This is a genomic window from Streptomyces sp. NPDC097640 (assembly GCF_040302705.1).
Lineage (GTDB): Bacteria > Actinomycetota > Actinomycetes > Streptomycetales > Streptomycetaceae > Streptomyces.
In genome coordinates this window covers 29,237-41,550 of the sequence record NZ_JBEOSB010000013.1, presented here as the reverse complement: position 1 = coordinate 41,550, position 12,314 = coordinate 29,237, and the positions used below count along the sequence as shown (strand labels likewise).

The following is a 12,314-nucleotide window of genomic DNA, read 5'->3' as shown; positions in this document are numbered from 1 at the left end:
GGGGCGGTGTGACAAGGTCTCAGTCCGTCGCCGCCGTCGGGATCCGGGCGCGGTCCGCCTCTTCCGCCGGATCGGACTGCTTGGCGGCCGCGTTTCCCCCGACGAACCAGGCGAGGGCGAAGGCGGCCGCGGCGAGGACTGCCGTGCCGATGACGACGCCGCGCAGTCCGCCGATGAACGCCTCCTGGACGGCGTGGCGCACCTGGGCGGGCATGCGGTCGACCGAGGCCGGGGTCACCTCGCCCGTGGAGGTGAGCCTTTCGGCGGTGCGGTGGCCGAGCCGGTCGGCCAGTTCGGCCGTCATCCGGCCGATGTGTACGGCGCCGAGGGCGGCGACGCCGAGTGAGCCGCCGATCGTACGCAGCAGGGTGACGGTGCCGGTGGCGGCGCCCATGTCGCGCGGCGGGGCGGTGTTCATCGTGGTGAGCAGCGTGCTCTGCATCAGCATGCCGACGCCTGCGCCGAACACCAGGGGGAGGGCCGTGGCGGCGAACACCGGGGTGCCGGTGTCGAGCAGGAGCAGCAGGAACACGCCGGTGACGGTGAGGGCGGCACCGGTGATCGGCACCACGCGCTCCAGACCGCCCCGGTCCATCAGCCGGCCGGTGATGAGCTGCGCCGCCAGCATGCCCATCATCAGGGGCAGGCCCTGCATGCCGCTGACGGTGGAGGAGGAGCCCTGCACGAACTGCATGTACTGGGGCAGGTAGCTCGCCACCGAGATCAGCGCGGCGCCGACCAGGAAGCTGAGGGCCTGGGCGAGGGTGAAGTCGCGGCTGCGGAACAGCCGCAGCGGGATGACGGGCTCCGCCGCGCGCCGTTCCACCCGGACGAAGGCGGCGAGGGCCGCGGCGGCCACCGCGCCGAGCAGCACGATCTGCGGTGAGGTCCAGTCGTAGCGGGTGCCGCCCCAGCCGGCCAGCAGGGTGAGGGACAGGATGGCGGCGGTCAGCAGGGCCGTACCGGGGTAGTCGATCCGTCCGCCGGCGCGCGCTTGTGGCAGCCGTACGCCCTTGCCGACGGCGAGCAGCGCGGCGATGCCGAAGGGCACGTTGACGTAGAAGACCCAGCGCCAGTCCAGGACGTCGGTGATGAATCCGCCGAGCAGCGGCCCGCCGACGAAGGCGACGGGCAGCATCACGCCGATCATCGACTGGACGCGGCCGCGTTCCTGAGCGGGGATCAGTACGCCGATGATGGACATCGCACCGACCATGAGACCGCCGGCCCCGAGGCCCTGGGCGGCGCGGAAGGCGATGAGTTGTCCCATGTTCTGCGCGAGGCCGCACAGGACGGTGCCGATCAGGAAGAGCACCACGGACCAGAGGTAGGCGCCTTTGCGGCCGTAGAGGTCGCCGAGTTTGCCCCAGATCGGGGTGGTCGCGGCCAGGGTGAGCAGGTAGGACGTGACGGCCCAGGAGAAGTGGTCGAGGCCGCCCAGGTCGCCGACGATGGTCGGTAGTGCCACGCCGACGATCTGCCCGTCGAGTGTGGCGAGGAAGATGCCGAGCATCAGGCCGAAGATGCCCAGGTAGGGAGCGTTCCGCCGGGCGGGAGGGGGATTGTCCCCCGGGTCGCCGGTCATGGCGTCGTCGGTCGTGGCGTCGCCTGTCATGGCCGCGCTCCCCCGCCTCAGCCGGTGTACGGGCGGGCGGCGCGGGCGTCCCGCAGCGCGAGCCCCCACCAGGTCAGCTGGTCGAGCAGGGACTTGGCCGCGGCGTCGCACTCCGGGTCCAGGGGCTTGCCGTCCGCGTCGAACTTGTCGCCGTAGTTGTGGAAGCTGACGGTGTTGCGGATGGTCACCGCGTGCAGCTCGGCCAGGACGCCCCGCAGGTGCTCGACGGCGCGCAGACCGCCGGAGATGCCGCCGTAGGAGACGAAGGCGACCGGCTTGGCGTGCCACTGCTGGTTGTGCCAGTCGATCGCGTTCTTCAGGGCCGCCGGGTAGCTGTGGTTGTACTCCGGGGTGACGATGACGAACGCGTCGGCCGCCGCCAGCCGCGGAGCGACGGCGCCGAGCAGCGCCACGTTCTCCTCCGACGGCTGCTGCCCGAACGCCGGCATGACGGTCGGGACCGGGGTCTCGACCAGGTCGACAAGGTCGGCTTCCATGTCCTCGCGCTGGGCGATGTGGCCGGCCGTCCACTCGGCCACCACGGGTCCGAAGCGGCCGTCCCGGGTGCTGCCGACGAGGACCGCCACCCGCAGGGGGCTGTCGTTGAGGTTGCTCATGGAGAGGCTCCGTTCGGTGCGTACAACGTATCCGTCGCGATACAACGTACACATCGGTGTGTACGTTGTCCACACACGGATACTCTGTACACTGGGCGGTTCTGAAAGGAGCTCACCCCATGCCTCCTCGGAAAAAGCGGGAGCCGCAGGCGAAGCCGGAGCGGTCCGAGCGGCCGGAGCCCGCCTTCCTCTGGGAGCGGCTGGACCGCCCGGCCCCCGCCCCGCGCTCCACGCTCACCCCCCGGCGCATCGCCCAGGCCGCGGTGGCGATCGCCGACGCGGAAGGCCTCGACGCCGTCACCATGCGCCGCCTCGCGACCGATCTGGGGGTCGCCCCGATGGCCGCGTACCGCTATGTGTCGGGCAAGGACGAGCTCCTCGAGCTGATGGTCGACCATGTCTACGGCGAGATGACGCCGCCCGAGGGCGCCAAGGACTGGCGGGAGGCCGCGCGGGCGCGCGCCCAGCGCACCAGGGCGGTGCTCCTCCAGCACCCCTGGGTGGCCCGCGCGGCGGTGTTCACGCTGACCCCGAACCAAGTGGCCGTGGTCGAAGCCACCCTGGCCTCGCTCGCCGAGCTCGATCTGGACGTCGACACGATGATGGCGGTCTGTCGCGCAGTGGACTCCTATGTGAAAGGCGCCGTGGACCGGGAGATCGGTCTCGCGGAGCTGATGCAGGAGCAGGGGTGGTCCAGCGCCGACGAGACGCGCATCGCCCTCGCCCCGCGCATGAACTGGCTGATGAACACCGGCCGGTACCCGACATTCGCCCGCTACATCAACGAGGCGACCCGCAAGGACGACGCGCAGTGGCAGTTCGAGATCGGGCTCGACGCCGTCCTCGACGGGATCGCGGCCCGCTTGGGGATCTGAGCCATGAGCGGCGGAGTCCGGCCGGCCGCCCCGCCCGCCCCGGCCCGCCCCGCCCCGCCCCGCCCCGCCCCGCCCTTGGCACAACGTGCACCTGGTACCACGTGCAACGCTTCGGCGCCTGTCGTCGTCTCTTCACACGGGCACATGACGTGACCCGGTCACGACTGGGACGGGGGCCGGAACGGTGACATACGAGGGCGACAACGAGGACGGACAGCCGGCGAACCAGCGGCCGCCCGCACCGCCGAGACCGCCGACCCCGCCCGCCGCCGGGCCACAGCCCACGCTGCCCGCCTATCCGCAGCAGCCGCCCGGCGGGCCCGGGCCCGCCCCGGGCCCGCCGTGGCCGACTCCCCCGGCTCCCCCGCCGCCCCCGCGGCGCGGCGGGGGCAGGGTCACGGCCATCCTCGCCATCGTCGTGCTGCTGCTGGCGGGCGGCATCGCGGTCGCGCTGTTCGAGCACGCCGGCTCCGGCGACCCGGCGGCGAAGAAGTCGTCGCGTCCGGCCCATGCCCTGCGGCAGAAGTGGGAGACGCGGCTGCCCGACGCGCACGTCCGCGGCACCCTCAGCGGACTGCCCGCCCTCTGGACCACCTCGCGCGGCCCCGTCTACGCCGACGACAACGGCGTACGCGCCTTCGACCCCGAAACCGGCAGGACGCTGTGGACGGTGCGAACGCCGAAGGGGGCGAGCGAGGTCTGTGCCATTGCCCCGCACCCGAACTCCGACGGTGTCGCCGCCGCCGTCTATGACGCCGGCGGCAATGACTGCGCGTACCTCGTCGTCTTCGACACGGACACCGGGCAGACCCTGTGGTCCAAGAACCTGGCGGGCGACAGCAAATCCTTCACGCCGCATGTCGAGGTCGGCGAGGACGTGGTGGTCGCGGGGATCGGCCCGGTGTCGGCCTATGCCATCTCCGGGGGCGAGAAGAAGTGGACGCTGACGTCACGCGGCCGCGACTGCGGGACCGACATCGCGTGGTCCGCCGGCTATCTGGCCGCCTCCAGCAGTTGCAGCGACGTCACGCCGGAAAACCAGCTGAGCATCCTGGATCTACGGGACGGAAATGCCGGCTCCTGGAAGTTCCCGAACGAGAAGCGGGACGTGGAGCTGGTGGTGGGGAACGACCCGCTGACGCTCATGCTCGCCGAGGAAAAAGACAGCAACGACACCAAGCGCTATCTCCAGACCTACACAAAGGACGGAAAGCCCGACAAGACCTTCCCGATGACGGGCAAGCTCAAAAACCTCCAGTTCGACCCCGCGGCCACCGCCATGGGGGACGACTCGGTACTGCTGTCCTCCTACGACAACACCTCGGGCCTGGGGGCCACCGACCTCAGGACCGGCACGGTGCTGTGGTCCAAGGCGGACACGATCCAGATCGGCCTGGAGTCCGGCAAGGTGCTCGCCGTGAAGGCCCCCGAGCAGCCGGGGCAGGATCCGAGCGTCGTCTCCATCGGGCTGCGGGACGGCAAGGAGGAGTCCCGGGGTCTGCTCCCCACCCCCCGGCACTCCCTGAGCCGCGTACAGAGCCTGACGGCCGGCGTGTGGGGAAACACGCTCTACGTGGTCAACCAGGAGATCGACGACCCGAAGGGCGGGCGAGTGCTGCGCGCCTACGACATCAGCGGGTGACACCCCCTACAGGCGCACCGGGTGCCCCGCCTCCCGCAGCGCCTCCTTGACCTGGCCGATGCGCAGGTCACCGAAGTGGAAGACCGAGGCGGCGAGCACCGCGTCCGCGCCGGCGTCGATCGCCGGGGAGAAGTCGGCGAGCTTCCCGGCGCCGCCGCTGGCGATGACGGGGACGGTGACGTGCTTGCGCACCGCCTCGACCATCGCGGTGTCGTAGCCGTCCTTGGTGCCGTCGGCGTCCATCGAGTTCAGCAGGATCTCCCCCGCGCCCAGCTCGGCGGCGCGGTGGGCCCACTCGACGGCGTCGATGCCGGTGCCGCGGCGGCCGCCGTGGGTGGTGACCTCGTAGCCGGACGGAGTGACCGTGCCCTCACCGCAGCGGCGGGCGTCGACGGACAGGACCAGGACCTGGCTGCCGAAGCGCTCGGCGATCTCCCGGATCAGCTCGGGGTGGGCGATGGCGGCCGTGTTGACGCCGACCTTGTCCGCGCCGGCCCGCAGCAGCTTGTCGACGTCGTCCACGGTCCGGACCCCACCGCCCACGGTGAGCGGAATGAAGACCTGCTCGGCGGTGCGGCGCACCACGTCGTAGGTGGTCTCGCGGTTGCCCGAGGAGGCCGTGATGTCGAGGAAGGTCAGCTCGTCGGCGCCCTCCTCGCCGTAGATCTTGGCCATCTCGACGGGGTCACCCGCGTCCCGCAGGTTCTGGAAGTTGACTCCCTTGACGACCCGGCCGTTGTCCACGTCCAGGCAGGGGATGACTCGGACCGCCAGGGTCATGACGCTCGGGCTCCTCGGAATGCTTCTACTTCGACTTCCACCAGGACGCGCGAGTCGACGAAGCCGGACACCACGACCAGGGTCGCGGCGGGGCGTACGGCGTCGAAGAGCTCCTTGTGGGCGCGGCCCACCTCGTCCACATCGCGCGCGTGGGTGAGATACATACGGGTACGGATGACCGATTCGACGCCGAGGTCGAACTTCCGCAGCGCGTCCAGCGCGTTGCGGAAGGCCGCCAGCGTCTGTTCGTACGGATCGCCCTCGCCCTGGAGGACCCCGCCCACCAGCGGCATCGTCCCGGCGACCAGGACCCGGTCACCGGCCGCGACGGCCCGGGCGAAGCCGATGGTCTCTTCCCAGGGGCTGTCCGCCTGGACGCGCCGCACGCTCTCGGCTGAGGTCATACGGATACCGCCTCCAACGCCTCTTCCAAGGTGAACGCCTTGGCGTAGAGGGCCTTGCCGACGATGGCGCCCTCCACACCCTCCGGTACCAGGGTCGCAAGGGCACGCAGATCGTCAAGGGAGGAAACGCCGCCGGAGGCGACGACCGGCTTGTCGGTCGCGGCGCAGACGTTCTTCAGCAGCTCCAGGTTGGGGCCCTGGAGGGTGCCGTCCTTGGCGATGTCGGTGACGACGTAGCGGGCGCAGCCCTCGGAGTCCAGGCGGGCCAGGGTCTCGTACAGGTCGCCGCCGTCGCGGGTCCAGCCGCGGCCGCGCAGGGTGGTGCCGCGGACGTCGAGGCCGACCGCGATGCGGTCCCCGAACTCCGCGATGATCTTGGCGACCCACTCCGGGGACTCCAGCGCGGCGGTGCCGAGGTTGACGCGGGTGCAGCCGGTGGCGAGGGCCGCGGCGAGCGAGGCGTCGTCGCGGATGCCGCCGGAGAGCTCGACCTTGATGTCCATGGTGCGCACGACCTCGGCGATCCGCTCGCGGTTGTCGCCGGTGCCGAAGGCCGCGTCCAGGTCCACCAGGTGCAGCCACTCGGCGCCGGCCCGCTGCCAGGCGAGGGCGGCCTCCAGCGGGTCGCCGTAGGACGTCTCGGAGCCGGACTCGCCGTGGACCAGGCGTACGGCCTGGCCGTCGCGGACATCGACGGCGGGGAGGAGTTCGAGGCGGTGGGTGCTCATGGGAGACCTTACGGTGAGGTGCGGGCAGGTACGGGAACGCCTGGCCAGGGCGGGGCGGGCCGCCGGTCAGAGCGTGTCGAGCCAGTTGCGCAGCAGCTGCGCTCCGGCGTCACCGGACTTCTCGGGGTGGAACTGGGTGGCCCACAGCGGTCCGTTCTCGACCGCGGCGACGAACGGCTCGCCGTGAGTGGCCCAGGTGACCTTGGGGGCGCGGATGTTCGGGTTGGTCACTTCGAGCTCCCAGGTGCGGACCGCGTAGGAGTGCACGAAGTAGAACCGGGCGTCGTCGTCCAGGCCCGTGAAGAGCTGGGAGTCCTCGGGGGCCTCGACCGTGTTCCACCCCATGTGGGGGACGACGGGGGCCTTCAGCTGCTCGACGGTGCCGGGCCACTCGTCCAGGCCCTCGGCCTCGACGCCGTGCTCGATGCCGCGCCCGAAGAGGATCTGCATGCCCACGCAGATGCCCATGACCGGGCGCCCGCCGGACAGCCGGCGCCCCACGATCCAGTCGCCGCGGGCCTCGCGCAGCCCCTTCATACAGGCGGCGAAGGCGCCGACGCCGGGCACCAGGAGGCCGTCGGCGGCGGTGGCGCGGTCGTAGTCACGGGTGATCTCGACATCCGCGCCGACATGGGCGAGGGCCCGCTCGGCGGACCGTACGTTGCCGAAGCCGTAGTCGAAGACGACGACCTTCTTGGCGCCGGCCGTCAACTCCACACCTCCAGCCGAAGGATTCCGGCCGTGAGCGACATCGCCGCGCCGATGCCGAGCAGCACGATGACGCTCTTGGGCAGGCCCTGCTTGACGAAGGAGTAGACCCCGCCGAGCAGAAACAGACCGAGAACGATGAAGACAGTGGAGAGACCGCTCACAGGGCGCCCTTCGTGGAGGGGAGAATTCCGGCGGCCCGGGGGTCGCGCTCGCTCGCGTAGCGCAGCGCCCGCGCCAGCGCCTTGAACTGGCATTCGACGATGTGGTGCGCGTTCCGCCCGTACGGGACGTGGACGTGCAGGGCGATCTGCGCCTGCGCGACAAAGGACTCCAGGATGTGCCGGGTCATCGTCGTGTCGTAGCTGCCGATCATCGGCGCCATGTTCTCCGGCTCGGTGTGCACCAGGTACGGGCGGCCCGAGAGGTCGACGGTCACCTGGGCCAGCGACTCGTCCAGCGGCACCGTGCAGTTGCCGAAGCGGTAGATCCCCACCTTGTCGCCGAGCGCCTGCTTGAAGGCGGCGCCGAGCGCGAGGGCGGTGTCCTCGATGGTGTGGTGGGAGTCGATGTGCAGGTCGCCCTCGGTCTTGACGGTGAGGTCGAAGAGACCGTGGCGGCCGAGCTGGTCGAGCATGTGGTCGTAGAAACCGACACCTGTTGATACTTCCACATCGCCGTTACCGTCGAGGTCGATCTCGACGACGACCGAGGTTTCCTTGGTGGTGCGCTCCACACGGCCCACGCGGGTCATGCGCTTCTCTCCTTCATCAGCTCGCGGACCGCGTCGAGGAACGCGTCGTTCTCGGCCGGGGTACCCGCGGTGACCCGCAGCCTGCCCGGCACTCCGTTGTCACGGACCAGAACCCCCCGGTCCAGCAGGGCCTGCCACGCCACGTGGGCGTCCTCGAAGCGGCCGAACTGCACAAAGTTGGCGTCCGAATCGGTCACCTCGCAGCCGAGTGCGCGCAACTCGCTCACCAGCCGGTCCCGCTCGGCCTTGAGCGCCTCGACGTACCCGAGCAGGGTATCGGTGTGCTCGAGGGCGGCCAGCGCGGTGGCCTGGGTGACGGAGGACAGGTGGTAGGGCAGGCGGACCAGCTGGACGGCGTCCACCACCGCCGGGGTGGCGGCGAGGTAGCCGAGGCGCAGCCCGGCAGCGCCGAAGGCCTTGGACATCGTCCGGGAGAGGACCAGCCGGGGCCGTCCCTCGATCAGCGGAAGCAGCGAGGGGCGGTGGCTGAACTCGCCGTACGCCTCGTCGATCACCACCAGCGCCCCGGCCGCGTTCGCCCGCGCCGCCTGCGCCGCGTCGTGGAGGGCCAGGACGGTCTCGGCCTCGACGGCGGTGCCGGTCGGGTTGTTCGGCGAGGTGATGAAGACGACGTCGGGGCGGTGCTCGGCGATGGCCGCGCGGGCCGCGTCGACGTCGATGGTGAAGTCGGCGTTCCGCGGGCCGGAGATCCAGCGGGTGCCGGTGCCGCGGGAGATCAGCGCGTGCATCGAGTACGAGGGCTCGAAGCCGATGGCCGAGCGCCCGGGCCCGCCGAAGGTCTGGAGCAGCTGCTGAAGCACCTCGTTGGAGCCGTTGGCGGCCCACAGGTTGGCCACGCCGACCTCGTGCCCGGCGGTGCGGGTCAGATACTTCGCCAGCTCGGTGCGCAGCTCGATCGCGTCCCGGTCCGGGTAGCGGTTGAGGTGGCGGGCCGCCTCGGTGACCCGCTCGGCGATCCGGGCGACCAGCGCCTCGGGCAGCGGGTACGGATTCTCGTTGGTGTTCAGGCGCACCGGCACATCCAGCTGGGGAGCGCCGTACGGGGACTTGCCGCGCAGCTCGTCCCTGATGGGGAGATCGTCGATCCGAGTGGTCACTTTTCCCCTGGCACCTTCCAGTCGAACCTTGCCTTCACCGCGGCGCCGTGGGCGGGCAGATCCTCCGCCTCGGCGAGCGTCACCACATGGCCGGCCACTTCCGCCAGCGCCTCCCGCGTGTAGTCCACGACATGGATGCCGCGCAGGAAGGACTGCACCGAGAGCCCCGAGGAGTGGCAGGCGCAGCCGCCGGTGGGCAGCACATGGTTGGACCCCGCCGCGTAGTCGCCGAGGCTGACCGGCGCGTACGGGCCGACGAAGATCGCTCCGGCGTTCCGCACCCGGGCCGCGACCGCCGCCGCGTCCCTCGTCTGGATCTCCAGGTGCTCGGCGGCGTAGGCGTCCACGACCGCCAGCCCCTGGTCGAGGCCGTCGACCAGCACGATGCCGGACTGGCGCCCGGACAGCGCCGGGCGGATCCGGTCCTCGACGTGTTTGGTGGCGGCGACCTGGGCGTCCAGCTGCTTCTCGACCGCCGAGGCCAGCTCCTCGGAGTCGGTGACCAGCACCGAGGCGGCCAGCGGGTCGTGCTCGGCCTGGCTGATCAGGTCGGCGGCGACATGGACCGGGTCGGCGGTGGCGTCGGCGAGGATCGCGATCTCGGTGGGGCCGGCCTCGGCGTCGATGCCGATGCGCCCCTTGAGCAGCCGCTTGGCGGCGGCCACAAAGATGTTCCCCGGCCCGGTGACCATGGACACCGGGCGGCACTCCTCGGTGCCGTACGCGAACATGGCGACCGCCTGGGCGCCGCCCGCCGCGTACACCTCGTCCACGCCGAGCAGCGCGCAGGCCGCCAGGATGGTGGGGTGCGGCAGCCCGCCGAAGTCACGCTGGGGCGGCGAGGAGACGGCCATCGAGCCGACCCCGGCCTCCTGCGCGGGCACCACGTTCATCACTACGGAGGACGGGTAGACGGACCGCCCGCCCGGCACATAGAGCCCCACCCGCTCGACCGGCACCCAGCGCTCGGTGACCGTGCCGCCCGGCACGACCTGCGTGGTGTGGTCGGCGCGCCGCTGCTCGCGGTGGACCAGCCGGGCCCGCCGGATGGACTCCTCCAGGGCCGCCCGCACGGCGGGGTCCAGCTCCTCAAGGGCGCGCGTCAGCGCCTCCTCGGGCACCCGCACCCGCTCGATCGTCACACCGTCGAACCGCCGCGCGTAGTCGATCAGCGCCGCGGTGCCGCGATGGCGCACGTCGTCGCAGATCGGCCGCACCTTCTCCAGGGCGGCCTCGACGTCGAGCTCGGCACGGGGCAACAGGTCGCGGTCGATCCCGCCCTCCGGGAAGGCGGCGCCGCGCAGATCGATACGGGAGATCACGCGATCAATTGTCTCAGACCCGCACTGTCGGCCCGCCCCCCGTATCAGTGAGTGATACGCACCCCCTAAGTTGACCCTGACCGCAAGCGTTCAAGCGGTTACTCAGCGGGAATGGGGATCCGTACGGGGGTACGGAGAACAGGAGGGGACACGGCTGTGACCGAGCCACGCGACGGCGATCCACCCCCGGGGCTCGACCTGACCACCGCGGAGTGGGGCATGTGGCAGGCGTTCCGCAACGGCAGCACCCACGATCTGCGCACCGCCCACCCTCAGCGCAACGACCCCTCCGGCCCCTACGCCTGGGGGCCTGAGCGCAGTGTGCGCGCCCGGGTCGTCGCCCTCCTGCTGCTCGCCGGCCCTCCCCCGCAGCCGGGCCGGGTGGCCGCGCTCAAGCTCAACGGGGTGCACATCACGGGCCAGCTGGACCTGGCCGGCGGCTCCATCGAGCCGTATGTGGAGATGAAGAACTGCCGCTTCGAGCAGGAGGTGCTGCTCCCCGAATCCCACTTCACCACCCTCCGTCTGGTCGGCTGCGCCCTGCCGCGGCTGGAGGCGGCCCGGCTGCGCACCGAGGGCGATCTGCATCTGCCGCGGTGCATCGTGGAGCACGGCATCCGGCTCACCGACGCCCATATAGGCACGGACCTGCTCCTCAACCAGTTAGTGGTGCGCCGGGACCGCCGGGGCCAGTCGATCAGCGCGGACGGGCTGACCGTCGGCCAGGATCTCCAGGCCGAGATGATCGAGTCGCACGGCGAGCTGAGCATGCGCGGCGCGCAGATCGGCGTGTCGCTCAGCCTGCGCGGCGCCCAGCTGCGCAATCCGTACGGCCGCCGGGCGCTGAACGCCCCGCAGCTGACCGTCGAGCGCAGCCTCTACCTGACCGCCGCCGGGGTGAGCAGCTACGGCAGCTCCACCCCGCCGTACGGCACCAGCAACACGCCGACGCGCGGGACGCGCATCCAGCGCTTCGAGTGCGAGGGCGGCATGCGCCTGGACGACGGGCGGTTCAACGACGCGGTCGACTTCGACCAGGCCCGCTTCATCATGGAGAACGACCAGGAGCTGTCGCTGCGCCGCATCCAGACGCCGGAGCTGCGGTTCGTCGGGGAGCGGCCGCAGCGCGGGCGGGTGATCCTCTCCGGCGCGCGGGTGGTCAACCTGGTCGACAAGTCGGTCAGCTGGCCGGGCCCCGGCGGGCTGGCCATGGCGGGCTTCTCCTACGAGTGTCTGATCCCGGTCGGCCACTTCCCGCTCTCCCGGCGGCTGGAGTGGGTGGCGGCCGCGACCCCGGAGTTCTCCCGGGGGCCGTACGAGACGCTCGCCACGGCCATGCGCACCAGCGGCGAGGACGCGGAGGCGCGCGAGGTGCTGCTCGCCAAGGAGCGGCGGCGGCGCGAGACGCTGCCATTAGCCGGAAAACTCTGGGGATATCTCCAGGACTGGACCGTGGCCTACGGCTACCGCCCCGGCCGGGCGGCGGTGTGGATGGCGGTGCTGTGGGCGATCGGCTCGGTGTTCTTCGCCCACAACCGGCCGGATCCCATCAAGCCGGGCGAGTCGCCGAACTGGAACGCCTCGCTGTACACCCTCGACCTGCTGCTTCCGGTGATCGACCTGGGCCAGGACGGCTACTGGAAACCCGACGGCGGGGTGCAGTGGGCGGCCATCGTGATGGTCATGCTCGGCTGGATACTGGCCACCACGGTCGCCGCCGGCGCGTCCCGGCTGCTGCGCCGCCAGTGATC

Annotated in this window: 13 protein-coding genes; 3 read left to right on the top strand and 10 right to left on the bottom strand. The window is 71.3% G+C overall.

The genetic code is table 11. The annotated features are described in order from the left end of the window. Positions 1 to 19: 19 nt before the first annotated feature. The gene (locus ABTY62_RS21400) at positions 20 to 1,615 is read right to left on the bottom strand and encodes an MDR family MFS transporter (RefSeq protein WP_352131015.1); all 1,596 of its coding nucleotides are present in this window, start codon (positions 1,613 to 1,615) and stop codon (positions 20 to 22) included. A 17-nt stretch (positions 1,616 to 1,632) separates the two neighbouring features. Then, positions 1,633 to 2,232, bottom strand: a complete 600-nt coding sequence (locus ABTY62_RS21395; RefSeq protein ID WP_352131014.1) for an NADPH-dependent FMN reductase — start codon at positions 2,230 to 2,232, stop codon at positions 1,633 to 1,635. A 119-nt stretch (positions 2,233 to 2,351) separates the two neighbouring features. Between ABTY62_RS21395 and ABTY62_RS21390 the strand changes: the two genes are divergently transcribed. Next, on the top strand, positions 2,352 to 3,107 hold the full coding sequence (locus tag ABTY62_RS21390) for a TetR/AcrR family transcriptional regulator (protein ID WP_352131013.1): 756 nt from the start codon (positions 2,352 to 2,354) through the stop codon (positions 3,105 to 3,107). Positions 3,108 to 3,291: 184 nt separating this feature from the next. After that, entirely contained in the window at positions 3,292 to 4,749 is a 1,458-nt protein-coding gene (locus ABTY62_RS21385) for an outer membrane protein assembly factor BamB family protein (protein WP_352131012.1), read from the top strand. Between the two features lie 6 nt (positions 4,750 to 4,755). Here the strand turns inward: ABTY62_RS21385 and hisF are convergent, their stop codons facing one another. The 8 genes from hisF to hisD all read right to left on the bottom strand — a co-directional run bounded on the left by hisF (position 4,756) and on the right by hisD (position 10,563). Further along, positions 4,756 to 5,529, bottom strand: coding sequence for an imidazole glycerol phosphate synthase subunit HisF (gene hisF / locus ABTY62_RS21380; protein ID WP_352131011.1), 774 nt, complete (start codon positions 5,527 to 5,529; stop codon positions 4,756 to 4,758). Further along, complete coding sequence (locus tag ABTY62_RS21375) at positions 5,526 to 5,933, bottom strand: RidA family protein (protein WP_352131010.1); 408 nt, start codon at positions 5,931 to 5,933, stop codon at positions 5,526 to 5,528. Before ABTY62_RS21375 ends, hisF begins: the two co-directional genes overlap by 4 nt. Then, on the bottom strand, positions 5,930 to 6,661 hold the full coding sequence (priA, locus tag ABTY62_RS21370) for a bifunctional 1-(5-phosphoribosyl)-5-((5-phosphoribosylamino)methylideneamino)imidazole-4-carboxamide isomerase/phosphoribosylanthranilate isomerase PriA (RefSeq protein WP_352131009.1): 732 nt from the start codon (positions 6,659 to 6,661) through the stop codon (positions 5,930 to 5,932). The genes ABTY62_RS21375 and priA overlap by 4 nt, the downstream gene beginning before the upstream one ends. A gap of 66 nt (positions 6,662 to 6,727) precedes the next feature. Next, on the bottom strand, positions 6,728 to 7,372 hold the full coding sequence (gene hisH / locus ABTY62_RS21365; protein ID WP_352131188.1) for an imidazole glycerol phosphate synthase subunit HisH: 645 nt from the start codon (positions 7,370 to 7,372) through the stop codon (positions 6,728 to 6,730). Then, positions 7,369 to 7,533: a CG2302 family histidine operon protein gene (locus ABTY62_RS21360; RefSeq protein ID WP_311724784.1), complete on the bottom strand. Its 165-nt coding sequence runs from the start codon at positions 7,531 to 7,533 to the stop codon at positions 7,369 to 7,371. The genes hisH and ABTY62_RS21360 overlap by 4 nt, the downstream gene beginning before the upstream one ends. Then, complete coding sequence (gene hisB, locus ABTY62_RS21355) at positions 7,530 to 8,123, bottom strand: imidazoleglycerol-phosphate dehydratase HisB (RefSeq protein WP_311724782.1); 594 nt, start codon at positions 8,121 to 8,123, stop codon at positions 7,530 to 7,532. The genes ABTY62_RS21360 and hisB overlap by 4 nt, the downstream gene beginning before the upstream one ends. Continuing rightward, positions 8,120 to 9,241 (bottom strand): histidinol-phosphate transaminase, encoded by a 1,122-nt coding sequence (locus ABTY62_RS21350; protein WP_352131008.1) that lies wholly within the window; start codon positions 9,239 to 9,241, stop codon positions 8,120 to 8,122. Before ABTY62_RS21350 ends, hisB begins: the two co-directional genes overlap by 4 nt. Further along, positions 9,238 to 10,563 carry a histidinol dehydrogenase gene (gene hisD / locus ABTY62_RS21345; RefSeq protein WP_352131007.1) on the bottom strand — a complete coding sequence of 442 codons (1,326 nt, stop codon included), beginning with the start codon at positions 10,561 to 10,563 and terminating at the stop codon, positions 9,238 to 9,240. Before hisD ends, ABTY62_RS21350 begins: the two co-directional genes overlap by 4 nt. A gap of 156 nt (positions 10,564 to 10,719) precedes the next feature. Between hisD and ABTY62_RS21340 the strand changes: the two genes are divergently transcribed. Then, positions 10,720 to 12,312 carry an oxidoreductase gene (locus ABTY62_RS21340; protein ID WP_352131006.1) on the top strand — a complete coding sequence of 531 codons (1,593 nt, stop codon included), beginning with the start codon at positions 10,720 to 10,722 and terminating at the stop codon, positions 12,310 to 12,312. Positions 12,313 to 12,314: the final 2 nt, after the last annotated feature.

Coding starts and splice junctions, on each gene's coding strand:
- ABTY62_RS21400 (WP_352131015.1), bottom strand. CDS start 1,615: ATGACAGGCGACGCCACGACCGACGACGCCATGACCGGCGACCCGGGG.
- ABTY62_RS21395 (WP_352131014.1), bottom strand. CDS start 2,232: ATGAGCAACCTCAACGACAGCCCCCTGCGGGTGGCGGTCCTCGTCGGC.
- ABTY62_RS21390 (WP_352131013.1), top strand. CDS start 2,352: ATGCCTCCTCGGAAAAAGCGGGAGCCGCAGGCGAAGCCGGAGCGGTCC.
- hisF (WP_352131011.1), bottom strand. CDS start 5,529: ATGACCCTGGCGGTCCGAGTCATCCCCTGCCTGGACGTGGACAACGGC.
- ABTY62_RS21375 (WP_352131010.1), bottom strand. CDS start 5,933: ATGACCTCAGCCGAGAGCGTGCGGCGCGTCCAGGCGGACAGCCCCTGG.
- priA (WP_352131009.1), bottom strand. CDS start 6,661: ATGAGCACCCACCGCCTCGAACTCCTCCCCGCCGTCGATGTCCGCGAC.
- hisB (WP_311724782.1), bottom strand. CDS start 8,123: ATGACCCGCGTGGGCCGTGTGGAGCGCACCACCAAGGAAACCTCGGTC.